At 66.7% G+C, this 23768-nt stretch carries 24 protein-coding genes and 1 pseudogene; 5 read left to right on the top strand and 20 right to left on the bottom strand.

The genetic code is table 11. The features are described 5' to 3' along the window. Positions 1-1398: an MFS transporter gene (locus MTP03_RS07050; RefSeq protein WP_248491370.1), complete on the top strand. Its 1398-nt coding sequence runs from the start codon at positions 1-3 to the stop codon at positions 1396-1398. Positions 1399-1943: 545 nt separating this feature from the next. Here MTP03_RS07050 and MTP03_RS23485 read toward each other — a convergent pair. The 8 genes from MTP03_RS23485 to MTP03_RS07015 all read right to left on the bottom strand — a co-directional run bounded on the left by MTP03_RS23485 (position 1944) and on the right by MTP03_RS07015 (position 9280). After that, positions 1944-2222 carry a hypothetical protein gene (locus MTP03_RS23485; protein ID WP_371820911.1) on the bottom strand — a complete coding sequence of 93 codons (279 nt, stop codon included), beginning with the start codon at positions 2220-2222 and terminating at the stop codon, positions 1944-1946. Further along, entirely contained in the window at positions 2126-3028 is a 903-nt protein-coding gene (locus tag MTP03_RS07045) for an MFS transporter (RefSeq protein ID WP_248491369.1), read from the bottom strand. The genes MTP03_RS23485 and MTP03_RS07045 overlap by 97 nt, the downstream gene beginning before the upstream one ends. 180 nt (positions 3029-3208) lie before the next feature. After that, the gene (locus MTP03_RS07040; protein WP_248491368.1) at positions 3209-4420 is read right to left on the bottom strand and encodes a CoA transferase; all 1212 of its coding nucleotides are present in this window, start codon (positions 4418-4420) and stop codon (positions 3209-3211) included. Then, positions 4417-5583 (bottom strand): acyl-CoA dehydrogenase family protein, encoded by a 1167-nt coding sequence (locus MTP03_RS07035; protein WP_248491367.1) that lies wholly within the window; start codon positions 5581-5583, stop codon positions 4417-4419. The genes MTP03_RS07040 and MTP03_RS07035 overlap by 4 nt, the downstream gene beginning before the upstream one ends. 181 nt (positions 5584-5764) lie before the next feature. After that, the gene (locus tag MTP03_RS07030; protein WP_248491366.1) at positions 5765-6343 is read right to left on the bottom strand and encodes an enoyl-CoA hydratase/isomerase family protein; all 579 of its coding nucleotides are present in this window, start codon (positions 6341-6343) and stop codon (positions 5765-5767) included. Continuing rightward, positions 6340-7473, bottom strand: a complete 1134-nt coding sequence (locus MTP03_RS07025; protein ID WP_248492072.1) for a CaiB/BaiF CoA-transferase family protein — start codon at positions 7471-7473, stop codon at positions 6340-6342. The genes MTP03_RS07030 and MTP03_RS07025 overlap by 4 nt, the downstream gene beginning before the upstream one ends. A gap of 113 nt (positions 7474-7586) precedes the next feature. Beyond that, positions 7587-8513, bottom strand: coding sequence for an acyl-CoA dehydrogenase family protein (locus MTP03_RS07020; protein WP_248491365.1), 927 nt, complete (start codon positions 8511-8513; stop codon positions 7587-7589). Beyond that, positions 8510-9280, bottom strand: a complete 771-nt coding sequence (locus MTP03_RS07015; RefSeq protein WP_248491364.1) for an enoyl-CoA hydratase-related protein — start codon at positions 9278-9280, stop codon at positions 8510-8512. Before MTP03_RS07015 ends, MTP03_RS07020 begins: the two co-directional genes overlap by 4 nt. Positions 9281-9433: 153 nt before the next feature. Here MTP03_RS07015 and MTP03_RS07010 point away from each other — a divergent pair, with 153 nt between their 5' ends. Next, a complete protein-coding gene (locus MTP03_RS07010; RefSeq protein WP_248491363.1) occupies positions 9434-10444 on the top strand; it encodes a 3-hydroxyacyl-CoA dehydrogenase NAD-binding domain-containing protein in 1011 nt (336 codons plus the stop codon). Next, positions 10435-10896, top strand: coding sequence for a 3-hydroxyacyl-CoA dehydrogenase family protein (locus MTP03_RS07005; RefSeq protein WP_248491362.1), 462 nt, complete (start codon positions 10435-10437; stop codon positions 10894-10896). Before MTP03_RS07010 ends, MTP03_RS07005 begins: the two co-directional genes overlap by 10 nt. A gap of 109 nt (positions 10897-11005) precedes the next feature. Here the strand turns inward: MTP03_RS07005 and MTP03_RS07000 are convergent, their stop codons facing one another. The 12 genes and pseudogenes from MTP03_RS07000 to MTP03_RS06945 form a co-directional block, all read right to left on the bottom strand. Beyond that, positions 11006-12100 (bottom strand): alpha/beta fold hydrolase, encoded by a 1095-nt coding sequence (locus MTP03_RS07000; protein WP_248491361.1) that lies wholly within the window; start codon positions 12098-12100, stop codon positions 11006-11008. Further along, on the bottom strand, positions 12101-12460 hold the full coding sequence (locus tag MTP03_RS06995; RefSeq protein ID WP_248491360.1) for a hypothetical protein: 360 nt from the start codon (positions 12458-12460) through the stop codon (positions 12101-12103). Between the two features lies 1 nt (position 12461). Further along, positions 12462-13436, bottom strand: coding sequence for an alpha/beta fold hydrolase (locus MTP03_RS06990; RefSeq protein ID WP_248491359.1), 975 nt, complete (start codon positions 13434-13436; stop codon positions 12462-12464). Then, complete coding sequence (locus MTP03_RS06985; RefSeq protein ID WP_248491358.1) at positions 13433-13858, bottom strand: GNAT family N-acetyltransferase; 426 nt, start codon at positions 13856-13858, stop codon at positions 13433-13435. The genes MTP03_RS06990 and MTP03_RS06985 overlap by 4 nt, the downstream gene beginning before the upstream one ends. A gap of 233 nt (positions 13859-14091) precedes the next feature. Further along, entirely contained in the window at positions 14092-14931 is an 840-nt protein-coding gene (locus MTP03_RS06980) for an enoyl-CoA hydratase/isomerase family protein (RefSeq protein WP_248491357.1), read from the bottom strand. Between the two features lies 1 nt (position 14932). Beyond that, positions 14933-16498: a class I adenylate-forming enzyme family protein gene (locus tag MTP03_RS06975; protein ID WP_248491356.1), complete on the bottom strand. Its 1566-nt coding sequence runs from the start codon at positions 16496-16498 to the stop codon at positions 14933-14935. A gap of 49 nt (positions 16499-16547) precedes the next feature. Further along, positions 16548-17287 (bottom strand): annotated as a pseudogene (locus MTP03_RS06970) (SDR family oxidoreductase). Between the two features lie 105 nt (positions 17288-17392). Further along, entirely contained in the window at positions 17393-18169 is a 777-nt protein-coding gene (locus MTP03_RS06965) for an SDR family NAD(P)-dependent oxidoreductase (RefSeq protein ID WP_248491355.1), read from the bottom strand. A 109-nt stretch (positions 18170-18278) separates the two neighbouring features. Continuing rightward, the gene (locus MTP03_RS06960) at positions 18279-18635 is read right to left on the bottom strand and encodes a carboxymuconolactone decarboxylase family protein (RefSeq protein WP_248491354.1); all 357 of its coding nucleotides are present in this window, start codon (positions 18633-18635) and stop codon (positions 18279-18281) included. A 15-nt stretch (positions 18636-18650) separates the two neighbouring features. Further along, a complete protein-coding gene (locus tag MTP03_RS06955; RefSeq protein ID WP_248491353.1) occupies positions 18651-19472 on the bottom strand; it encodes an aspartate/glutamate racemase family protein in 822 nt (273 codons plus the stop codon). 5 nt (positions 19473-19477) lie between these two features. Beyond that, positions 19478-20689: an acetyl-CoA C-acetyltransferase gene (locus MTP03_RS06950; protein ID WP_248492071.1), complete on the bottom strand. Its 1212-nt coding sequence runs from the start codon at positions 20687-20689 to the stop codon at positions 19478-19480. 15 nt (positions 20690-20704) lie between these two features. After that, positions 20705-21448 carry an SDR family NAD(P)-dependent oxidoreductase gene (locus MTP03_RS06945; RefSeq protein ID WP_248491352.1) on the bottom strand — a complete coding sequence of 248 codons (744 nt, stop codon included), beginning with the start codon at positions 21446-21448 and terminating at the stop codon, positions 20705-20707. Between the two features lie 65 nt (positions 21449-21513). Between MTP03_RS06945 and MTP03_RS06940 the strand changes: the two genes are divergently transcribed. After that, complete coding sequence (locus tag MTP03_RS06940) at positions 21514-22704, top strand: acyl-CoA dehydrogenase family protein (protein ID WP_248491351.1); 1191 nt, start codon at positions 21514-21516, stop codon at positions 22702-22704. Positions 22705-22717: 13 nt separating this feature from the next. Beyond that, a complete protein-coding gene (locus tag MTP03_RS06935) occupies positions 22718-23707 on the top strand; it encodes an aldo/keto reductase (protein WP_248491350.1) in 990 nt (329 codons plus the stop codon). The last annotated feature ends 61 nt before the right edge of the window (positions 23708-23768 follow it).

Genomic DNA, 23768 nt, shown 5'->3' with positions numbered 1-23768 from the left:
TTGAGTGACGACGCGGTCGGGCGGCTACGGCCCGACGAGCCGACGCACCACAAGACGCCGAAGAAGGCGACCGCGAGTGGGTGGGTCGGCTCGATGCTCGAGTACTACGACTTCTTCATCTACGCGCAGGCCGCCGCACTGGTGTTCCCGACCCTGTTCTTCCCCAAGACCGATCCGACCATCGCCATCATCGCGTCGTTCGCCACGTACGGCGTCGGCTACGTCGCACGGCCCATCGGCGGCTTCGTGCTCGGCCACTGGGGTGACAAGTTCGGGCGCAAGAACGTGCTCGTCCTGTGCATGTTGATCATCGGCATCGCGACGTTCTGCGTCGGCTTGATTCCGTCATACCATTCGATCGGCGTCTGGGCGCCGATCCTGCTGGTCGTGCTGCGCCTGATCCAGGGCTTCGCGGTGGGTGGCGAGATCTCGGGTGCCAGCGCGATGGTCATGGAGCACGCTCCGTTCGGCAGGCGCGGCTACTACACGAGCTTCATCATGCAGGGCGTCGGAGCCGGCCAGGTGATCGCGGCGGCCGCGTTCCTCCCCATGGCCGCGTGGCTACCGGACGAGGCCTTCCACTCCTGGGGCTGGCGCGTTCCTTTCCTCCTCAGTGCATTCGTCGTCGTCATCGGCATCGTCATCCGGCGCAGGGTGGACGAGACACCGGCCTTCCTCGAGGAGCAGGAGGAGGCCGAGATCCCGCCTTCGCCGATCGTGGAAGCCGTCCGGAACAACGGCGCCGACATGCTGCGGGTGTTCCTGATCATGATGATGACCATCATTCCGGTGGTCGTCCTGGTGTTCGGCGCGACGTACGCCACGAACAAGGCCTACGGGAACGGCTTCACAGCGACGAATCTCCTATGGCTCTCGCTGGCCGGGAACTCGCTGGCAGTGCTCCTCGTACCGATCGCGGGCAGAGTATCTGACAAGGTCGGACGGCGACCGGTCATGATCGCCGGCTGCCTCAGCTCGACGGCCCTGTGCTTCGGATACCTGTACTCGATCAGCATCCACAACATGGTGCTCATGTTCGTGTTCGGCCTCCTTGCGTACGCCGTCACCTTCCAGGGTTTCCAGGGCGTCTTCCCGAGCATGTGCCAGGAACAGTTCCCCACCCGGACCCGGGTCACCGGCTTCGCGATCCCCCAGAACGTCGCCGGCATGGTCACGGCCCTCATGGCCACCGTCTTCGCGGCAATCGCCCCGCCGGGGTCGAACGCCCCCGTCATCGTCGGATCTGTCGTGTTCGGTATCGGCGTAGTGGCGGCTATAGCCGCGTACTTCACGCGGGAGACCTCCCGCATACGCATCGAAGATCTCGGGCAGAAGGACGCCCCGCAGGTCGCGCGTGAGGAGTACGAACGCTACCGCAAGGCGCCATTGCCCAGCTGACAGCAAGCGGAGGACCTGCCCGTCGACGCAGCGGGTTGACATGATCGTCGCAACACTCTCAGATGAGAGGTTGCGGCGATCATGTCGTTTCACGGGGACTCTGCCCGGGTCGGTGTCGAACTGGCGAGTCTGATTGATGTGGGGTCCGGTCACGAAACCTCGGCGATGGGTCGGTGCGTCGCGGCGTCGGTGCTCTGCGATTCTTCACACGGCCCATCTGCGCGGGGATGCTGCTGCACCTCCCCGACGGACACGACGCCGATCAGGTCCGCGACGCGATCGTCACTGCGGTCAAGGACCTCCTCGCGCGCCTACGCGGGTCGTTGACCTGGGACCACGACGGGGCGATGCCCGGCACCAACAGATGTCGGTCGCCACCGGCATGCAGGTATTTCTGCGATCCGGCCTGGCTGTCAAGACATTCAGGCTCGCAAAGGGTGCTCGTGATCCAACCACGGGGTGTGCCCGGCGCCGGACTCGTCGTGCATGGGGTCGGATGCCCGGCGGTCTGCTGCCGCCTGGACTCCGGGGAGCGCTGGGCGTCGTCACGCGGATGTCGAGTGCGCCCCTGATTCAGGTGCCGCAGACCAGAACACGAGTGCAGCGGCGGCCGCCAGGAGTGCTGCCGGACCGACGAAGGCCACCGCCAACCCCACCGGCCCGGCGAGGGCAGCGACGCCCAACGGGACAACGGTCTGTCCGAGCCGGTTACCCGCCAAGCGCATGCTCATCGCGGTTCCACGGACCTCCGGGCGGACGCCGCTGGCAACCCACGCGAGGGCGATCGGTTGGCACAGGCCCAGGGTCGCCCCGCCGAACGCCATGAGACCCAGGAGAACCGGGATCGAACTCTGGAACGGCGTAGCCGCAAGGAAGCCGCGGCGCACAAGAGGCAGCTGATCAGCAGCTTCCGTCGTCCCAGGGCTAAGATCAACCGCTGGAGCACGAGGCGCGCCGCGATCGAAGCGATGCCGTACGCCGCAATCAAGAACCCCACGGTATGGGGCGGAATCCCGCGGCTCTCACCGAACGCGGGCATGAACGCCGTGAGCAGGTCGATCGCAGACAAGCTCGCGAATCCCACAGACAAGCCGACCAGCACGGTACGTGAACGCATCACCTCCCTCAGCGCCCCCGGAACCGCCTTGCCGAAGTGCTGCGGCCGGGCCGTCAGCTCGCCCGGCCGCACCAGCAGCGACCAGGAGAAGCCCAGTCCGATCAGTCCCGCTAGTACCAGGGCTCCGTAGGAGGGCACCCAATTGCGCGCTCCCCCCGCTGATTCGACGATCAGAAGCCCTCCGATGGCCGGCGCACCGAACTGTGCGACCGACGTGGCTACGGTGAAATGCGCGAAACCACGATCTCGCCGGGACTCGTCACGATCGTTCGCGATCAGCGTCTGGCAAGCGACCATCGTCAGCATCTGTCCCAGCCCGACGAGGGCACTCCCCACGACCAGTACGGCGAACCCCGTGACGAACGCCAACACCACCGTCGTCACCGACAGGATGGCCGCGCCCAGTGCCAGGATGCCGCGCTCCCCACCTGTCCACAGCTCGACCAGTCGGCACAGCGAGCGGAAGCGAGAGAATCGAGAAAGCCGCAACCATGACGCCGAGACCCGACGCACCGACTCCCAAGTCGATCGCCTGATATGACAGCAGGGGCCGCAACATGTACACCACGACCTGCGTGGCCACAGTGACGACGATGAGCCTCGGGAACCAGCCGGACATCACCTGAACACTCCCTACCGTTGCCTGGCGGGGCCGACCGCACGACGAGTTCCGCGCTCATCCCGCAGAAGGAGCTATCCGATCACACCGTCGCCGCGAAGCCGCCGCAGTTCCGATCCCGTCAGTCCCAGGACGGAGGACAAGACCTCGTCGGTATCACCGGACATCACCGGTGCGGGCACCGACGGTGCGCGCTCGTCGCCCCAACGCCAGGGCGCCGCCGCGGTCACCATCCTGCCGATCCCGGGCTGTTCGATCTGTGTGGCAATACCGTCGGGATCTGCGAGCGCGAGGGCCGCAGCCTCGTGGAGGTCCCGGTAGGGACTCCAGAGCACCCTCGCGGAGTTCAGCGCGCGTTCGACGGTCTCGAAATCGCGCGACTCGAACCACGGCCGCAGCACGGATTCGATGATCTCGCGGAACTTGAATCGCTGGCCCTCGTCCTCGAGGTCGGCATCGAACGTCCTGGCTATGGCCGCGAAGACCTGTGCGGTACCCGTTGCGACCTGCAGTGCCCACCACTGCCCCGCCGTGAGGGCGACGACCATCACCCGGCGACCGTCCGCGGTCATGAAATCAACACCGAACGTGCCGAACATGTGATTGCCGACGCGCTCGCGCGGCGCTCCCGACTCGTGCGCCTCCGCGAGCCATCCCATCTCGCCGACGGACGCCAGCGCCACGTCCGCGAGCGCGATGTCCACTTTCGAACCCGAACCGGTTCGCTCGCGGTGCAGCAGGGCCGCCGACACCGAGTTGGCGGCCATCATCCCGGTCACCAAGTCCCACGCAGGGACCACGTGGTTGACCGGGCCGACCAGTTCCCGGGGACCGGTCATCAACGGGACGCCGATCTCGGCATTGATCGAGTAGTCCACGGCGGGACCGCCGCCGAATCGCCCTTCGATGTGCACACCGATCGCATCCGGGCGCTGAGCTGTGAGTTCCTCGTACCGGATCCGGCTACCGCCCACCATGTTGTCCACGAAGACTCCGCCGCCCGGACCGGGTTCAGTGGCGAGTGCGATCAGCAGTTCGCGCCCCGCCTGAGTCCGGTGGTCGATGGTGACCGACTTCTTGCCACGATTCAGGTTCGCCCAGAACAGGCTGGCGCCCGTGCCGGCCAGAGGCCACCGTCCCGCATCGCTCCCGCCACCGGGCGGATCCACGCGGATCACCTCCGCACCGAGCTGGCTCAATGCGAGCCCGGCCGACGGCCCGGCGACGAACGAAGCCGCCTCAACGACCCGGACACCACTGAGCGGCATCGACGTTCGTCCAGTCATCGCGCGCCGGCCGAGAGTCGGATGTCCCGCGCGACGAGCATGCTCTGCACCTGGTTCGTCCCGTCGTAGATCTCGGTGATCTTGGCATCGCGCAGACGACGTTCGGCCCCCGCGGAGACGAGGTCACCGTCGGGCCCGAGCAGCTCGACGCATCGCGCGGCGACCGTCGTCCCGAGCGTGGTGCAATGCATCTTGAGGAGGGACACCTCGGCGACCGGCTCGTCCTCCGCGTTGTCCACCAGATCGGACACGGACATCAGCATGGCGCGCGCCGCCGTGATCTCGCCGCGCAACCTAGCGAGTGCGAATTGGAGGTCCTGCGCCTCAGCGATCTTCGACGACAACAAGTCCCGTTGCATGGCCCAGGCGACCAGCGCGTCGAACGCACCCTGTGCGAAACCCACGCCCTGCGCCGCGGCACTGATCCGGGATCGCACCACTGACCGCAGCAGCAACGGATACCCCTCGCCCTCCTCACCCATCCGAGCGCCGACCGGGATCCGGCAGTCCTGGAAGGACAACGTCACTGTGGAGGCACCCTTCTGTCCGAGCTTGTGCATGGGCACGCCCGGTTCCAGGCCGGTGACGGCCTCGGTGTCCAGCAGGAATGCCGTGACCCCGTCCTTCCCGCGGCTCGAGTCGACGGTCGCGAACAGCACGATGACGTTGGCGCGGTCGCCGTTCGAAATGAACGTCTTCTCACCGTTGATGACGTAGTGGTCGCCCTCGCGGCGCGCGACGGTGCGCATGGCACCGACATCCGAACCGGCCTCGGGCTCCGTCAGCGCGATCGAGCCGATCGCCGAACCGTCGCACAGCCTGGGTACCCAGGTCTGGATCTGCTCCTCCGAGCCCTGTAGATGGATCGGGTGCGCGGCGTGCATCTGGGTCATGTACACCGTCGACGTCGAACCGCACGCCGCCGCGATCCGAGACAGCGCCTCCGCGTAGGTGGACGTGCTCGTCTCAGTGCCACCGATCGACGTGGGAAGCTGCATGATGCCCAGTCCGGCATCGCACAGGCCTGCGAGCCCCGCGCTCGGGAACTCCGCCACGCTGTCTACGAGCCTCGCCTCCGGCGCGATGGTCCGCTCGATGACGCGATCGACGGTGGCGATCACCTCGGCGTCGACCGAGGCCCAAAGGGCTTGCGGCGTACTCATTCCTCGCCCCGTTCGAAGACGGGTTCCCGGCGCTCGGCGAAGGAGTTGATACCCTCCTGACCGTCACGCGAAGCAATCGCTATGGCGGCTACCGCGGCCTCGTGCGCCAGCGCGGGCGCAGCGAAAGCAGGACGCGCCGCATCGAGAATGTTCGCGATCCCGGGCCGGCTGCCGGACGCGATCAGCTCGGCGATCCTGCGAGTCTCTGCTGCCGACTCCTCAGGCGGGAGTGGGGCACCGAAAGCAGGCCCATCTGCCATGCGCGGTCGGCATCGATCCGCTCGCCGCCGAGCATCATCAGCATCGCCGCGGGCTTGCCCGCCGACAGTGCGAGGCGTTGCGTGCCACCGAAGCCCGGGATACATCCGATCCGCGCCTCAGGCAACCCGAACGTGCTGCGGTCCGAGGCGATCACGACGTGGCATGCCAGCATCAGCTCGAACCCGCCCCCGAGCGCGTAGCCGTCGACTTCGGCGATCACTGGAACCGTCGAGTCCGCAATCGCCGACATGGTGCGGTGGCCGGCGTGGATGAAAGCCTGTGACTCGTCGACGGCGAGCCCACGGATCTCGTCGAGGTCGGCTCCAGCGCTGAACGCACGGTCGCCGCTTCCTCGGATGACCACGGCTCCGATCGCGGGATCAGAGTGCGCCCAGTCCAGAGCCGCGTGAATCTCATGCAGCACCTGCGAATTCAGTGCGTTGAGCTGTTTCGGGCGGCTGATCTCGATCGTCAGCACCCGCCCCTCGTGCTCGGTCACAGTCCGGGAACCCACACCGCCTCCTTCTTCGCAAGTCTCGTGATTTCATCGTCGTCCAAGCCAATCTCGGCGAGGATCTCGCGCCCGTGCTGGCCGCGGGTGGGCGCGGGAATCCGCGCCTGCCGGTCCTGCGGATCCGAGGAGAGCCGCCACGGCGCACCCACACCGCGGAATACACCCGCTACCGGATGCTGGTAGTCGACGATCGCCCCGCGCGCCTCGACCTGCGGATCCGTCACCACTTCCGACAGGAAGTTGATCGGTGCGCAGGGCACACCGACCTCCTCGAACAACTTCAACGCGTCGGCAGATGACATGCTCGCCAGGCTTTCCTGGAACGCACCGACGACCTCGTCGCGATTGGCGCGACGATCCGCATTGGTCGCGAGATCCTCTCGCTCGCCGAGCTCGTGCAGGCCCAGCGCGGCGCAGGACCGGCGCCAGTGACCGTCGTTGCCGATGGCGATCACGATCGGCCGATCCGCCGTCTGCATACGCTGGTAGATCGCGACCACCGAGTCCTGGCCCGCACACGGCTTCGGCTCGGGCTCCCCCGCGAGGAAGCTGGCTATGCGCGGCGACATGAACGCGAGGTCCGCCTCCAGCAGCGCCACGTCGACGACCTCGCCCTCGCCGTTCTGCTGCTGACGCACCAAGGCCGCCGCCACCGCGAATGCGGCGACGGTTCCCGCAGCCACGTCCGAGAGCGCGGTGCTCACACGCTGGGGAATCCCGTCGGCACCGGTCACGCTCATCATCCCGGATCGCGCCTGCGCGATCAGATCGTAGCCGGGGAGGCCGGCGTCGGGCCCTGTCAGACCGAACCCCGAGAACGCGCAGATGACCAGTTTCGGGAATCGTTCCCGGAGGGATTCGATGCCCAAGCCGTGCTTGCCCAGCTTGACCGGGTTGATGTTCTCGATGAACACGTCGGCGGTCTCAAGGAGTTGGAACAGCACGTCGCGACCGGTCTCGCTCCGGAGGTCGAGGCACAGGCTGCGCTTATTGCGGTTCACGGACAGGAACCACGCGGCCTCACCGTTGAGGAAGGGCGGGCCCCATCCGCGAGCGTCATCACCTCGAAGCGGCTCGATCTTGATCACGTCCGCACCCATGTCCGCGAGGTACATCGACGTGGTCGGCGCGGCGTAGGACGACGAGATGTCGACCACCCGCACGCCGTGCAGCGGCCCCGGCCTCGCCTCACCGCCGCCGGTCGTCACCGCTGAACTCTCCGTGGTCGTCACGAGGACCGTCCCTTCCGTGGGCCGAGCCCACGTTCCGCGACGCGAGCGGCATGAAGTCGCCTGCCCCCGGCGCGCGCTTGAATACCCATCGCATCGCGGAGCAGTCCCGCCAGGGGGTACTCATCGATGTATCCGTACCCGCCGTGCGCCTGGATCGCGTCGACGCACACATCGACGGCGGCCCGACCCGCGGTGGCGGCCAGGTTGTTGATCGCCCCGTCGTTCAACAAGGCGCAATCAAGCGCCGCCTCGACCCCCGAGACGGTCAGATCCATATCGGCGACCATCGCGCGCAGGCCCGCGAACGAGCCGATCGGGACACCGAACTGATGTCGTTCGAGTACATAGGACTGCGTCTCGGCCAGAGCCCGCCGGGCAATACCCGCCAGGGCCGCCGAGGTCAAGAGGTCCCAGTGATACGCGGCGTCGGTGACCGATCCGGTGAGCGTCACAGCACTATCGGGCATCGAGATCGATACGAGACTCGCGCGACGCAGTCCCGTCCGCTCCTCCTCGTCCGGGGACAGTGCCGCCCAGGGCACAGCACGCAGCGCAGCCTTCTCCACGTCCAGGATGACGATCCGGTCCGGTGCGAACGCCGTCGCAACGACAGGGCGGCTGCAGGAAACCGCCAGCGCGAACGCCGGATCAACCGCCTCACCACCGAAGGTGCGATCCGCCACGTACCGACTGGCCAACACGAATGCCAGCGAGGGGTCGAGTTCGGCAGCAGTGCGCACGGTGTGTGCAAGCCAGTACAGCGCATCGGGCTCGTCGGCGGTGTCGCGACCCAGGTCGAGCAGGCCCGTGTTACGCAAGGAGCTCTGCTCACTCGCGAGCCCATCACCGGACCCGCCCGACGCCGCCGCCACCCGACGGACGACCTGCAGGAACTCTTCCAACTCCGGGCTGATCGAGGTCACTTGTAGAACCTCGTCCGGTCGGGCTCGCGGCGCTGCTCGAAGGACTGCGACATCTCCTCGGCCTCCTGCGTGCCCCGGTAGGCCGTGAGCAGCAGGTCGTGCGCGAGGCGCGCCTGCCCCGCCACGCCAGTGTGCCGGCCCGAGAACGCGGTCTTGAGCGCACTGAGCGCGAACGGGCCACGCTTCCGCATGGTCTGAGCGATCTCGGTCGCGTGGGCGACGGGGTCGTCCGCGATGTCGTTCACCAGCCCGATGGCCTGGGCCTGCTCGGCGGTGTACTTGCGGTTGAGGTACCAGATCTCCTTGGCACGGCGCCGGCCGACGGTCTCCTCCAGGTACCAGGTTCCGTAGCCGGCATCGAAGCTGCCGACCATCGGCCCAACCTGACGGAAGATCGCATGCGGCGCGGCGACCGAGAGATCGCACACCACCTGCAGCACGTTGCCGCCGCCCACCGCATAGCCGTTGACCGCCGCGATCACCGGCTTGGGCATGGTGTCGATGAACTCGTACAGGTCGATGACCGGCATCACACTGGAGTAATCGAGCGATGACAGCTCATCGTGCTCGCCGCCGATGCAGAAGAACTTGTTCCCCACGCCGGTGAGGATCGCAACGTCGATCGACGGCGTCTCGCGGACCATGCGGAAAGCGTCGAGCAGTTCCCGAGCGGTCTCGAAGCGCAGCTTGTTCGCACTCTCCGGGCGGTTGATCGCGATCGTCGCGACGCCATCATCAACGGTGACGATGATGTCTTCGTAGGTCATATCACTACCACTTCCAGTAATACCGGGACGACTGCGAAGCCATCCCTTTCCTAGTTGGTACTTTCTTGACAACAAGTTATATTATCTTACAACCAGCCGCAAGGCGTCAGCGGAAGGTCAGACCTCCGCCGCCCCGACCAAGGAGATCGCCACATGTCCACAGCCTCTACACCGATCTGCGTGATCGGCGCCGGAACCATGGGGCGCGGCATCGCTCAGATCGCCCTGGCCGCGGGGCACACGGTGAGCCTGATCGACCCTCAGCCGGCGCAGCTCCTCGCTGCACGGTCCGATGTCGCCGCCCGACTCACCAAACGGCACAGTGAAATCGCCGCCGCCCTCGATGATCGCCTGCACACCTTCACCTCCATCGATCAGGCTCCTGCACGCCCTGGCACAGTGGTGGTGGAGGCCGTACTGGAATCACTCGAGGTCAAGGCTTCCGTGTTCGGTGAGGCCGTGAAGCACTTCGGCGATACTTGTATCCTGGCAACCAACACCTCCTCCCTGTCGGTCACTGAGATCGCCGCCCGCACCCCTCTGCCGCATCGCGTCGTGGGGATGCACTTCTTCAACCCGGTGCCCGTCATGAAGCTCGTCGAAGTGATCAGCGGCATCCAGACCGATCCCGCCATCGCGGACACCATCCACGACCTCGCAGTGGCGTGGGGCAAGCGGGCGGCACGCGCGAAGAACGCCCCCGGATTCATCGTCAACCGGGTCGCGCGCGGGTTCTACGGCGAGCCGCTACGCTTGCTGCAGGAGCAGACCGCAGATCCGGCCACACTCGATGCCGCACTGCGCGGCAACGGATTTCGCATGGGCCCGTTCGAGCTGATGGACCTGATCGGCAACGACGTCAATGCCGCGGTCACCCGTTCCGTATGGAGCTCGTTCAACTTCGACCCCCGGTTCGAGCCGTCACGCATCCAGGACGAGCTGGTCGCCGCCGGCCGGTTCGGCCGGAAGAGCGGCCACGGCTTCTACCCGTACGCCGACGACGCCGAAGCCCCGGCGCCGGCCGTCGTGGAGCCGGGGAACTGCCGCGAAACGCATCGCTGGGGCGGTGCGCACAGCTCACCGCGCTCGCGCAGCGGGCCGGCCTGGACGCTCTCGAGGCCGACGACGCGGCCCTCGTTCTCGACGACATCACCGTGCTGGTGACCCGAGGGCTGACCGCTCGGACGGAGTCGCGAGAACGCGGCGGAGTACCGGTCGTCGTCGTCGACCGGGTCATCTCACCCGACACCGTAACGGGCCTTGCTGTGGCCGCTTCGCACGCCGACGCACTTCCCGTGGTCGCCGCGGTGTTCGCGCAGGCCGGAGTCACCACGTACGCAGCGACCGATGCCCCCGGGCTGATCACCGCTCGCACGCTCGCCGTGATCGCGAACGAGGCGTGGGAGACCACGCTGCACGGGATCGCGACCGCCGACGACATCGATCTGGCCATGAAGCTGGGCACCAACTACCCTGCCGGCCCCTTCGAGTGGACCTCCGCATGGGGGCCCGGGACGGTCCTCGAAATCCTCGACCGCCTGTGGGCCACGTACCACGACGTTCGCTACCGGGCGAGCAGAGCACTGATCGACGAGGTCGACTCACAGCCTCGGTAACCCGTCCGAGTACGGCGCAGCTCGTCTGTGCGAACCAGACAGAGGGGACGCTTCCCACCGGGAAGCGCCCTCTTCATCTCCCACGACCCTCACCGGTCGCGCGCTACCGTCAGTCCGACGGTAGCCGGTACGAGTGCCGCTCGAGCCAGTCGACGACGCCGGGCATCGTCTTCCTACGTGCGGCCGAGCCCATCATCGAGCCGGCATGCCCTCCGGGGATCCGAAGGACCTCGACGTCCTCGGAGCCCACCATCTCGGCCAGCGGGGCGGAGTTCTCCGGGGGCACGAATTCGTCCTTCTCCGCGATGACGAACAGCAGTGGAGCAGTGATCGACTCCAGGTCGACTGGTCGCCCGGCGAGTGTCGCCCCACCTTTGACCAGCTTGTTCGCCTTGACGTAGTTCTCGACCATCTCGGTGAACGACGGTGCTGCCATCGCCCGGTGATCCCAGGCCCAGTGATTGATCGCACGATGGGCGTCGGCGTAGCCGTCCTTCCAGAGGTTCTCCCACAACGTGACGTACTGGACGATGTCCGACGTCGGCTGGAGCAGCCGGAACATGCCTCGCACCGCGTCCTCCGGGACGAGCCCCGTGGTCTGGTCCACGACATGGGCCGTGTCGATCCGCCCGTCCTGGAACGCACTGAGGAAACCCGGCGCGTGATCGTAGTCGCACGGCGGAGCGAACAACACGGCGCCGCGCACCGGCACGTCGTTTCGACTGCCCAGCAACAGGGTCAGCATCAACGAACCCATGCAGTAGGCACCCATCGATACCGAATCCGCGCCGGTGAGCCGGCGAACAGCGGCCACCGCGTGGATGAAGTAGCCGTCCAGGTACGTCCCCAGGTCGTGATCGCCCTCCGCCGCCTCCGGCCTACCCCAGTCGAACAGGAACACGTCGAACCCCTCGGCGACGAGCTTCTCCGCCCAGGAGTTTCCCGGAAAGAGATCGAAGATCGCCGAGTCACCAACCAGTCCGAGGAACAGCAGTAGCGGCGGCCCCTGCCGCACATCGTCGTTGCGGAAACGCCAGAGCTTCGCCTTGCCGAGCGACCACACCTCATCCTTGGGTGTACCGCCCACCATCGCCGGCGGGCGCCGGGCGATGAGATCGATACCGCGCCGGGCACGCAGCTGCGTACGCTCGACCTCACGGACGAGTCCGCGCGCGACGTCCCATACCGGGGTGATCGGGCTCATCTAAGCCTCCGGATTCTCGGGCGACGTGGACTTCCCCTGCGGCAGCGCGGCCCCCGCGCTCCCTTCGAGCTCAGCATCCTCGGTCTCGACCTGCTCTCGACGCAGCGCGAGCAGATCCCGCTGCACATCGGTCAGGTCCTTGCGCAGATCCCGCACCTCCGAGTGGGAGGGGATTCCCACGAGATGCAGGCCGAAGCCGACCACGGCCTCGACCGGCGCCAGCACAGCGCTCTTCACGCGCCCCACCTTCAGGGACAACACTTGAAAGTCCGCAGAGCTGGTCGCGTTTCCGAGCGGCTCGCCGATCCGTCGCTCGACACCGTCGAACGCCTTCCGCCACAGTGGGGACTCCTCAGCCATGTCAGTGCCTTCCCGCCGCCGGCATCGGGTAGCGCTTGCGCACCAACGCACTGGTGACCGCCGTGTAGTGGGCGCTCCACGGCGCCGACCGGACCATGCCCTCCATGGACACCCGGTCCACCGTTCTCGCCGTCTGCCAGGCCTCCGACTTCTCAGGCGTCTCCGCACCGAGGAACTCGGCTATCGCATGTGCGGCTCCGGACCCTGAATCCTGCAGCAGGTAGTGCCCCCAGCGGTCGAACGTGAGCAGCTTCGCGTTCGGCAGGTAGCCGGCGATGATCCCGGCGTTGGCCATCGGGATGATTCGGTCGTCACTGCCCGTGACGACGAGAGTCGGGTGCTGCACCGAGGACAGCCAGGGCAGGCTGTTGAACCGGGACATGGCCATCATCTGCAGCGTGTACCCGCGCATCGTCGGCGCTGCGCCGTTGTGCCAGTTGACCATTCTCTGGTGAAGCGACGAACTGTCGCGCTCCGCGGGTGCGAGGTTCACCATCCGCATGGTCGCGCGATATGCGGACTTCGAATAATGCCGCGCAGGCGTCATCACCGCCATGAGTGCGAGCATCGACCCGGGAACGGCGCCCGACCCGCAGGTGGAGCTGACGATGACGAGGCGGCGCACCCGATCCGGCGCCTGATGCGCAAGCTGCTGCGCGACCGCCCCACCGAGGGAGTATCCGAGAACGTCAGCTGATTCGTGCCCACATGACACCAGGACCTGCTCTGCAACCGCAGCGACGTGCGCGAGAGTGTATGGAAGGTACGGCGCCTCGGACTTCCCGGCACCGGGAGCATCGAACGTGATCACCTGGAAACCATCGAAGTTCGGCAGCGCCTGGTCCCACATCGACACGTTGGCACCGAGCCCGTTGATCAGCAGCAGCGGCGCGCCGTCACCGTGCACCTGCACGCGTACCTTCCGGCCCGAGATGTCTAAGTACTTCTCTTCCACCGTCGTCGTCTCCGTCATCATTGCGCCACCTCGTTCAGCCCCAGGAGCGCGGAGCGCGCCTGGTTCGCGTCCACCCGATGGGTGAGAATCATCAGGTCGCGGTACTCGCTGCTACCGTCACGCACGAAGTCGGCGAGCAACGCCTCGGGCTCGAAGCCGAGGTCCTGGAACATCGTGACCAGAGCCTCTTGCTCGGCGATCAGCTCGACGAAGACGTGCGAGCACCCGGCTTGAACCGCTTCCACGAGCGCCGCGCGTGCGAGAGTCCGCCCGACGCCACGACCACGGAAGTCGAAGCCGACCACCAAACGGATCTCCGCCACGTGCGACGACCACCCCGCGCCCACGTACACCCCCGCCAACGCCGCGATCGCACCGCCGCCGTCGACGACGACGAGCCGCCGAGTCCCCGCGTCTCGACGGAACTCGACGAGGGCAGCCACCGGGTCGGTCAGGTCCTCCTTGAGAAACCGACGCTCCCCTCAGGGATCTGCTCGATGAAGCGCACGAACGCCGAGGGGTCGGCCTCGGACAGGGGGCGCAATTCCCACACACCCTGCGACTCTGTACCGGAATCTGTCATGAGGCCATATTAGTCTAACAATAGCGATACAGATCGTTTTTGATCTAATCGTATTTGTCGGACGAATAGCGATCAGCAGCGCCCTTCAGCAGGTCACTGATCTCGGACGACGGCCGCCGCACCTCGCGACAGGCTGTACCGCTCCATCACGTCCAGCACGCTGCTGCGCACCTCGGGTCGCCTGAGCACGTCGATGTTCGCCGCGAGGCTCTCGTCGAGCGCCGCGTCGAGCTCGGCACTCGCCGCTGCCCGCGCGATCCGCTTGGCGTGCGCGTACGTCGCCTTCGGCCCGTGGGTCATCCCCCGTGCCACCTCGGCGGCGCGCGAGGCGAGTTCATCGTTCGCACAGACCTCGCTCACCATGCCCGCGGCCAGCGCCTCGTTCGCGTCGATGAAGGCACCCGTGGCGATCATGTGCGATCCCTTCGCCAGACCGACCAGCTTCGGCAGCAGGTAGGCCCCGCCCGCTACCGGGATCATGCCCAGATTCACGTAACTCTCCGCGAACCTGGCGGAGGATGCCGCGAGGCGCACATCGCACGAGAGACCGAAGTCGAGCCCACCCGCGGTCGCCGAACCGTTGTACGCCGCGACCACCGGCACCGGGGCGTTCCACAGCAACCGGACGGTGCGCTGCACCGCCGGCATCCACGTCTCCCCCAGGTAGTCCATCAGGCCATCGGCACCGTCGGCCGACCACACCGCGTACATGTCCTGCACGTCCGCGCCCGCGCAGAAGACCTTGCCGGTACCGGTGAGCACGACGGCGCCCACCTCGTCGGTCTCGGCGAGACTCGCGATCGTGTCCCCCATCCGCGTGACCACATCGGGGGTCACTGAATTGCCGCGGTCCGGTCGGTTGAGCCGGACGGTACCGACACCGTCGGTGATGTCGACGACGATGTCGGCGGTCTCGCTAGTCGCCTCGGTCACTTCACTTCTCCAGTTTCGTCACGTTACGGGGCACGACGGTCACGTCCGCGACCCAGGACCGCACCAAGCGTTTGATGTCGCCCCTGGCGATCTTCGACGCCTTGGAGGCACGGGGAATCGGATCGGTCGACACGTAGATGTGGCCGGGCCGCTTGAACCCCGCGAGATTCTCGCGGAGGACGCCGTCCAGGTCCTTGCTGAGGTCCGACCAGATCGCGTCGACGTGCACGTAGGCCGCGGGCGTCTCGCCCCACTTCGCGTCGGGTACGCCGACGACGACCGCTTCGCGGACCATCGGGTGCTGCTCCAGGGCGCGCTCGATCTCCACGGGCTGAATGTTGGTTCCGCCGGTGATGATCGCCTCGCTGGCGCGGCCCACGATGAAAATGCGTCCCTGCTCGTCGAATCGGCCGAGGTCCGAGGTCCGCCACCAGCCGTCGGGCAGGGTTCGGTCCGAGTGCTCCGCCTCGCCGCCCAGCAGGGTCGGCGCGACACTGGGCGTTCGGATTGCCAGCTCACCATCGACGCCCGGCTCCGGCCGGTCCAGGACGGCACCGTCGGTGTAGATGCCGAACTCCACGCCCGGAACAGGGCGGCCGATCGACGACCACAACGTGCTGTCCCGCATCTCGGCGCGTGTCAGTAGCGTCGTCGACGCCGGCGCCTCGGTCTGGCCCCAGCAGTTGATCATCGCATCGGTGTACTGCGTGAGCACCTCGAGCGCGGGCAGCGCCGCCGGCTCACCGGCCAGCATGAGGCAACCGAGCGAAGAGGTCCGCAGTCGGTCCAGTCCGTCGACCTCGGCCAGCCGACGCAACATGGTCGGCACGGCGAACATCCACGTGATCCCACGGTTGACGATGACGTCGAGCATCCGCTCGGGATCGAACTTGGACATGATCACGTTGGTGCCGCCACACAGCAGCGTCGGCAGCACACTCCACCCGCCGGCGTAGACCAGCGGGGCGACCTGCAGTGTCCGCGGCGACGCGGTCGGTGCGCTGGTGCTCATCACCCAGGTGTTGCCCAGGATCGCGGCACGCGCGCCGCGGTGGGTGATCGGAATCCCCTTCGGCTTTCCGGTCGATCCCGAACTGAAGCGGATGTGGTAGTAGTCGTCCGGTCCGGTGGCCACCTGCACGGAAGCCGGCGCCCCGCCGGCGACCAGTCGATCGAACGGTGTCCACCCGTCCCGGGCACCGATGACGACGCGATGCACCTCGGAGCCCTCGAGCACACCGTCGAGAACTTCGGCGGACGACGGATCGGCGACCACGAGGCCGACCTCCGCAAGGTCGACACATCGCCGGAGCTCGTTCGGAGCGAACCGGTTGTTCAGCGGAACCTTGACCAAACCCGCCTTCAAGAGGGCGAATTCCAGGATCACGTATTCGATGTGATTCTGCGAGACCCAGGCGACTCGGCCACCCGGCTTCAGACCGAGCCCGAGGAAGGCATTGGCGAGCCGGTTCGACGCCTCGATCAGCTGGTCGATCGTCAGCGTCCGGGTACCGTCGACGTCCTCTACGGCGACCTCGTGACCGAGCCGGCGCTGCACTTGGCTCATCAGCTGCACAACGGTCTGCGCGACCGCTGAGGAATCCGCACTCATATCGTCATTCCTGCCCGTACCCGATGGGCATGGTCGCCACCGACAGGCCACCGTCGACGATGATGGTCTGCCCGTTGATCGACCTGCTCGCCGGCGAACAGAGGAACGCCATCACGTCGGCGACCTCGGCGGGGTGGGGTACGCCCCGGACGGGGTGAGCGCCAACCAGCGCTTCTCGTACTCCTCCCAGGAGCCGGTTCCGGACGCGGCGTAGAGCCGGAAGGAGTCGGTGTCGATCGCGCCGGGGCAAATACCGACCGCCGTCACGCCGTCGGCGGCGAGCTCGACGGCCAGGTTGCGAACCAGGGACTCCATGGCCGCCTTCGATGCTCCGAGCAGGCCGTGGAGCGGCAGCGCACGGAAGCTGTCCCACCCACTCACCGCGAGCACCCGACCACCGTTCTGCATGTGCGGCAGAGAGAACCGCACCAGGTCGAGGAATCCCTGGATGGTGATGCCCATCGTCTTCTCGATGTGGTGCGAGCGGATGTCCATCAACGGCTTGAACGCGCTGGCGGCCGCGTTCGCCACCACCACATCGAGGCGTCCGAAGCGCTCGACCGCAGCCGCGACCATCGCCTCGACCTCGTCGGTCACCGAGACGTCCGCCTTGACCGCCAGCGGGGTGCCGCCGGCCGCCTCGATCTGCGTTACGGTGGCCTTGGCCGACTCCTCGTCGCGGCGGTAGTTGACCACGATGTTCGCGCCCCGTGCGGCCAGCTTCAGCGCGAGCTGCTGCCCCATTCCGCGGGAACCGCCGGTAATGAGGACAGTCTTTCCTTGCATGTCCATGGATGCCTCTCGGTGAGTTCGATGTCGAGCGCGGGTGCGCTGATGGAAGTCTTCGGGCTACGAACCCATGGTCAGGCCGCCGCCAACGCACAGCGTCTGACCGGTGATGTAACTGGCGCCGTCGCCGGCCAGGAAGGCGATCGCAGTGGCGATCTCAGCGGGCTCCCCCAGACGCCGCAGGGGCACACCGCGCAAGATGCTCTGCAGTACGGCGCCACTGTCACCCTGCGCGTCGTCGCCACCGGTGATGCCCTGCTCCACGAGCAGAGGAGTTGACGTAATGCCGGGCGCGACGGCGTTCACCCGGATGCCGTATCGCGCCCACTCGCGCGCGAGGGATTTGACGAGACCGATGACGCCGGCCTTCGCTGCGGAGTACACCGCCTCGCCGGACGTGCCCACCGTGCCGGCCTCCGACGAGGTCAGCACGACGGTGCCGCCGCGCTCCTTCATCGCGCGAGCCGCAGCGGCTGACAGGTAGATCGCCGACATCAGGTTCACGTCGACGATCCGCCGCCAGTAATCAGGTGTCTCGTCCAGGAACTTGGTGATCGCCGTCCACCCCACGGTGGAGACCACGGAGTCGAGGTGCCCCGCCTCCGCGACGGCGGCGGCGACCATCCGGTCGCAGTCGTCCGGCACAGTCGCGTTGAACGATTCGCCCAGTGCGACGACGTTCTCATGCTCACCCGCCACCGTCGCTGCTGCCTCGGCGTTGAGGTCCGCCACGACCACCCGAACGCCGGACTGCGCGAGTTCCAGCGCAGTCGCGCGTCCGATGCCGGATCCGGCGCCGACCACCAGTGCCGTGCGAGTCTCGGTGCTACTTGCCATGGGTTCTTGACTCCTCAATGTCGAAGGCCGGTACGGGGCGCGATGTTCTGCGCCCCGTCCCCAGCATGTGCAAAAAAGCTATCAGGAAAATCAATTGTCCGACCTTTAATCAGAGGAGTTCGTCATGCGCCCAGCTGATGGCCTCGACAACGGGCACCAGGCCCAGGTTCGTGCCCAACATCAGGAAAACGACCTGCTCGATCTCCTCGACCGTGGCACCGGCGTCCCGTGCCCGGTTGGTGTGGACGCGGAAGCCACCCTCATTCCGCGTCACCGCGAAGCCGGCCAGCAGGATCAGCTCGCGCTGCTTGGCATCCAGGGGGCCGTGCGCATCCTGGGCGACGCGGACGGCGCGGAAGGCATCCGCCAGCGCAGGGGAAACGTCCCGCAGATGATCGACGTTCGAGCGGAAGCTCTCGTGCTTGCTCAGCGGGTAGTCGGGGTTGATCGCATCGATCTTCGCCATGATTGTCGGCCCTTCTCAGTCGGTTGTGGTTTCGCCGGCGAGGCGCCCCAGCGCGGGGATCCGGTAGCGTTCGGCGTATTCGGCGCCGGCCTGCCGGATCGACGATTCGGGTGCGCGCGCGTAGAGCCGTCGACGGCTCACGAACGAGCCCGACTGGCGCCGTACGCGCACCGCCGCTTCGACGGCTGCAACGAGGGAGACCGTGCCGTCCAGGAGGGGCGCACCGTCGACCTCGCGGATGTCGAGCATGTTGAGGAACGCCGTGAGGCGTCCTCCCGCGGGGATCACGACCTCGGCGCCCTTGTCGAGCGACGCCCGCGCGGCTGCGGTGAACGCATCGACGGCAGCCTGTCGCTTGTCCGGATCGGAGTAGGCGGCGTCCAGCTCGTGGGGGGTCAAGCCCATGCACTCGATGCTCGCGAGACGCTCCCGCAGTCCGTACTTGGCGACGTTCTCCTCGAACCGGCCGCCGAAGTACGGGTTCACCCCGACCAGCGAGAACTGGCTGCCCATCATGCACGAGGTGAGCATCGACGTCTCCCCCAGCCCGAGCACGGGGATGTCGACCATCGAGCGCACCTCGCGCAGTGCGGGATCGAGGATGTTTCCGATCGCGACGGCGTCGAAACCGTCCTCCTGAGCGCTGATCGCGGAATCCATGATCGATACCCAGTCGAGCACCTCGAAGAAGCGGAAGCTGTCGATGCGCCCGACTCGGGTGCCGCGCAGCTCCACCTCTGTGTCCGGAGACTTCACCTGGTCGATGTACGAACGCAGGTAGGGGAAGTAGTTCGGCGAGTACTCCTCGCGCGACATGCTCAAGTACAGGATCTTCATCGATGTCATTCCACTCGCTCGAAAACGGCGGCGAGGCCCTGTCCCCCACCGATACACATGGTTTCCAGTCCGTATCGCGAACCACGGCGGTCCATCTCTCGCAGCAGATTCGCCATAATCCTGCCACCGGTCGCACCGATCGGATGCCCCAGGGAGATACCCGAACCGTTCACATTGACCCGCTCCAGATCGCCCTCGCTGAGCCCCCACCCCTTGAAGCAACCCAGCACCTGCGCCGCGAACGCCTCGTTCAGCTCGATGAGGTCCATGTCCGCCCAGGTCAACGATGCGCGTTCCAGGGCGCGCTCGGCAGCGGGGACCGGACCGATCCCCATCATCTTCGGCTCGACACCCGCGGCGGACCAGCTCACGAGACGCGCGCACGGCCGTAGCCCCAGCTGCTCCGCCTTGGCCGGAGTGGTGACGATCGCGACGGCGGCGGCGTCGTTCTGGCCGCTCGAGTTGCCCGCGGTGACCGTCGCATCGTCGCGGCTACCCGCCATGATCGGCTTGAGCCGCGCCAGCGACTCGACGGTGGTGTCCGGTCGCGGGTGCTCGTCGCGGGTGACGACGGTCGGCTCGCCCTTGCGCTGCGGCACGGACACGGGGATCGTCTCAGCATCGAACAGCCCGGCCGCCATCGCGGCACCGGCACGCCGCTGCGAGCGCGCGGCCCACTCGTCCTGCTGCTCGCGGGTGATGCCGTACTCGCGGCCCACGTTCTCCGCGGTCTCGATCATCCCGCCCTCGACGGGGTAGCGCCATCCGCCCGAGTTCCGGCGGGGCGCCGCGAGCCGGTCGAGCAGCGTCGGCTGGCCACCGTTGTTCCACCGCCCGTTGGGGATGTAGTACTCCGCCTGGCTCATGCTTTCAGCGCCACCGGCGAGGACCAGGTCCGAGCCGCCCGTGGCCACCTGCATGCACGCGTAGAGGACGGCTTGCAGACCCGAACCGCACCGGCGATCGAGCTGGAGGCCCGGGACCGTCACATCAAGGCCCGCGTCCAACGCCGCGATGCGGCCGATGGCCGCCGCCTCGCCGTTGGCGTATCCCTGGCCGAAGATGACGTCATCGACGTCGGCGGCAGTGATTCCGGTGCGCTCGACGAGGCCGGAGATCACCGTGGAGGCGAGCGCGGTGACGGCGACGTTCTTGAAGATCCCGCCGTACCGGCCCACCGGTGTCCGGACCGGCTCGCAGATGACGGCGTCGGTCATGATGTTCGCCATCGCCTAAACGCTCGACTCTCCGCCGTCGACGGCGATCGTCTGGCCGGTCAAGAAGTCCGGGGCGGTCAAGGCGAGGTAGGTCACCACGTTCGCCAGCTCCTCTGGAGTGCCCATGCGGTAGGCAGGAATGCCGCGCAACACCTTCTTGTACGCCTTCTCATCCGCGCGCATCTCGGCGTTGATGTCGGTGGCGATGTAGCCCGGAGCTACCGCGTTCATCTGCGCGCCGAACCGAGCCCACTCGGCGGCCACGGATCGGGTGAAATTGATGACGGCACCCTTGGAAGCGCAGTAGGCGGAGAAGCCCGGCCGGCCCACGAGACCGAACACCGAGGCGATGTTGATCGCCCGGCCCTTGCCGGCCTCCTGGAAGCGGCGGCCCGCCTCTCTGCTGCACAGGAACAGCCCGCGAACGTTCGTGTTGAAGATCCGATCCCACTCCGCCTCGTCGAGGTCCACCATGTTGGTCTGAGTGGCGATCCCGGCGTTGTTCACCAGCACATCGAGACGACCGAACGCCTCCTCGGTCTCGTCGAACAGGCCCGCGATCGAGACGGGATCCATCACGTCCGTGGGACGAACGAGCGCGGTCCCGCCCTCTGCCTCGATCGTGTCCCGCACGCTCTCGAGAGCCGGGACCGTCCGGCCGGAGAGAACGACCCGGGCACCTTCCTTGGCGAGCGAACGCGCGACGTACTCGCCGATACCGCGTCCGGCCCCTGTGACGACTACCACTGGATTAGACATGCATGTAATATGTCTGACAGCTGGCCTCTTAGTCAAGCTTCACCCCAAAGGAGTTCCCGATCATCATGAGACGTCTCGTTCGCACCGAAGGCCTGACCGCAGAGCAGGAGGAGATCCTCGCCGTCGTCCGGCAGTTCGTCGAGAAGAAGATCATCCCGGTCGCGACGGAGCTCGAGCACGCGGACGAGTACCCGACGGAGATCGTCGAGGGCCTGAAGGAACTAGGCATCTTCGGACTGATGATCCCGGAGGAGTACGGCGGCCTGGGCGAGTCGCTCCTCACCTACGCCCTGGTGGTGGAGGAGATCGCCCGCGGCTGGATGAGCGTCTCCGGCGTGATCAACACGCACTTCATCGTGGCCCACATGATCAAGCAGCACGGTACCGACGAGCAGAAGCGGAAGTACCTGCCGCGCATGTCGACCGGGGAGGTTCGCGGAGCCTTCTCGATGTCCGAGCCCGGTCTGGGGTCCGACGTCTCGGCGATCACCACGAAGGCCACGAAGAGCGGTGACGGCTACGAGATCACCGGCCAGAAGATGTGGCTGACCAACGGCGGCTCCTCGACTCTCGTGGCAGTTCTCTGCAAGACCGACGAGGGCTCCGACTCGGTCTACAAGAACATGACCACGTTCCTGGTCGAGAAGGAGTCCGGTTTCGGTGAGACCGCGCAGGGGGTCACGATCCCCGGGAAGATCGAGAAGATGGGGTACAAGGGCATCGACACCACGGAGATGATCCTCGACCGCCATCGAACTTCGGTGGATCAGATCCTCGGTGGCGTTCCCGGCCTTGGCTTCTACCAGATGATGGACGGCGTCGAGGTGGGCCGCGTGAACGTCGGCGCCCGCGCGGTGGGGATCGCGAACCGGGCCTTCGAACTCGGCATCCAGTACGCCCAGCAGCGTGAGACCTTCGGCAAGCCGATCGCGCAGCACCAGGCGATCCTGTTCCGCATCGCCGAGATGGCGACCAAAGTGGAGACGGCTCACGCGATGGTCGTGCGCGCGGCGCGTCTCAAGGACGCGGGCGAACGTATGGACGTCGAGGCGGGCATGGCGAAGATGGTCGCCAGCGAGTACTGCAACGAGGTCGTCCAGGACTCCTTCCGGATCCACGGCGGGTACGGCTACTCCAAGGAGTACGAGATCGAACGCCTCTATCGTGAGGCCGCCTTCATGCTGATCGGTGAAGGTACCTCCGACATCCAGAAAATGATCATCGGCCGCTCGTTGCTCAAGGACTACCGGATCTAACCAAGGAGAAACCATGCAGTACAACAGGCTCGGCAGAACCGGGGTCAAAGTCAGCCGGATCGGACTGGGGGCGTTGAACTTCGGCTTCGTCACCGATCAGGAGGCGAGCTTCGAGATTCTCAACTACGCGGTCGAGAACGGGATCAACCTCGTGGACACCGCCAACGTCTACGGCGGACCACAAACACCCGACATGGAGAAGGGCTTCGGTACCTCCGAGGAGATCATCGGCCGCTGGCTCGCCGAGGATCCGACCCGACGCGACCGCATCGTGCTGACCTCGAAGGTGTACCAGCCGATGGAGACCGGCCCGAACGACCGGGGCCTCTCGGCGTACCACATCCGCCGAGCCTGCGAGGCGAGCCTTCGGCGCCTGCAGACCGACCACATCGACCTTTACCAGATGCACCACGTGGACCGGAACGTTCCGTGGGAGGAGACATGGCAGGCCTTCGAACAGCTGATCCGCGAGGGCAAGATCAGCTACGTCGGCAGCAGCAACTTCGCGGGCTGGGACATCGCGACGGCGCAGACCATCGCGAACTCCCGCGGCTTCCTGGGGCTCGCCTCCGAGCAGAGTCTGTACAACCTCACCGAGCGCACGATCGAGCTCGAGGTCATCCCGGCGTTGCGGCACTACGGGATCGGACTCATCCCCTGGAGTTCACTCGGTCGCGGGTTGCTCGGTGGCGTCCTCGAGAACACCGGTACCGGCCGGCGTAGCAGGCCCGAAATGCAGGCACGGATCGAGGCGATCCGCCCCCAGCTCGAGGCGTACGAGTCTCTCTGCAAGGAGGTCGGGGCTCCGCCCGCACACGTCGCGCAGGCCTGGCTACTCGCGAATCCTGTTGTGAGTACCATCATCTGCGGACCGCGGACCTGCGAGCAGCTGGCGGACAGCGCGAAGACTCTCGATGTCACCCTGTCGCCGGAAGTCCTCGCACGACTCGACGAGATCTGGCCGGGCCCCGGCGGCGAGGCGCCCGCCGCCTACGCCTGGTAGCGTCCGCCCCAGAAACGAGGTCATCCCCGGAAACCGATCGGTTTCCGGGGATGATTTCGTC

It is taken from the genome of Tsukamurella sp. PLM1, assembly GCF_023168325.1.
In the GTDB taxonomy this organism is placed as follows: Bacteria; Actinomycetota; Actinomycetes; order Mycobacteriales; family Mycobacteriaceae; genus Tsukamurella.
This window is presented reverse-complemented; position numbering and strand designations above follow the sequence as displayed.

Coding starts and splice junctions, on each gene's coding strand:
- MTP03_RS23485 (WP_371820911.1), bottom strand. CDS start 2,222: ATGGCGTTCGGCGGGGCGACCCTGGGCCTGTGCCAACCGATCGCCCTC.
- MTP03_RS07040 (WP_248491368.1), bottom strand. CDS start 4,420: ATGACTGGACGAACGTCGATGCCGCTCAGTGGTGTCCGGGTCGTTGAG.
- MTP03_RS07035 (WP_248491367.1), bottom strand. CDS start 5,583: ATGAGTACGCCGCAAGCCCTTTGGGCCTCGGTCGACGCCGAGGTGATC.
- MTP03_RS07025 (WP_248492072.1), bottom strand. CDS start 7,473: ATGTACCTCGCGGACATGGGTGCGGACGTGATCAAGATCGAGCCGCTT.
- MTP03_RS07015 (WP_248491364.1), bottom strand. CDS start 9,280: ATGACCTACGAAGACATCATCGTCACCGTTGATGATGGCGTCGCGACG.
- MTP03_RS07010 (WP_248491363.1), top strand. CDS start 9,434: ATGTCCACAGCCTCTACACCGATCTGCGTGATCGGCGCCGGAACCATG.
- MTP03_RS07000 (WP_248491361.1), bottom strand. CDS start 12,100: ATGAGCCCGATCACCCCGGTATGGGACGTCGCGCGCGGACTCGTCCGT.
- MTP03_RS06995 (WP_248491360.1), bottom strand. CDS start 12,460: ATGGCTGAGGAGTCCCCACTGTGGCGGAAGGCGTTCGACGGTGTCGAG.
- MTP03_RS06990 (WP_248491359.1), bottom strand. CDS start 13,436: ATGATGACGGAGACGACGACGGTGGAAGAGAAGTACTTAGACATCTCG.
- MTP03_RS06975 (WP_248491356.1), bottom strand. CDS start 16,498: ATGAGCCAAGTGCAGCGCCGGCTCGGTCACGAGGTCGCCGTAGAGGAC.
- MTP03_RS06965 (WP_248491355.1), bottom strand. CDS start 18,169: ATGGCAAGTAGCACCGAGACTCGCACGGCACTGGTGGTCGGCGCCGGA.
- MTP03_RS06960 (WP_248491354.1), bottom strand. CDS start 18,635: ATGGCGAAGATCGATGCGATCAACCCCGACTACCCGCTGAGCAAGCAC.
- MTP03_RS06955 (WP_248491353.1), bottom strand. CDS start 19,472: ATGAAGATCCTGTACTTGAGCATGTCGCGCGAGGAGTACTCGCCGAAC.
- MTP03_RS06950 (WP_248492071.1), bottom strand. CDS start 20,689: ATGACCGACGCCGTCATCTGCGAGCCGGTCCGGACACCGGTGGGCCGG.
- MTP03_RS06945 (WP_248491352.1), bottom strand. CDS start 21,448: ATGTCTAATCCAGTGGTAGTCGTCACAGGGGCCGGACGCGGTATCGGC.
- MTP03_RS06940 (WP_248491351.1), top strand. CDS start 21,514: ATGAGACGTCTCGTTCGCACCGAAGGCCTGACCGCAGAGCAGGAGGAG.
- MTP03_RS06935 (WP_248491350.1), top strand. CDS start 22,718: ATGCAGTACAACAGGCTCGGCAGAACCGGGGTCAAAGTCAGCCGGATC.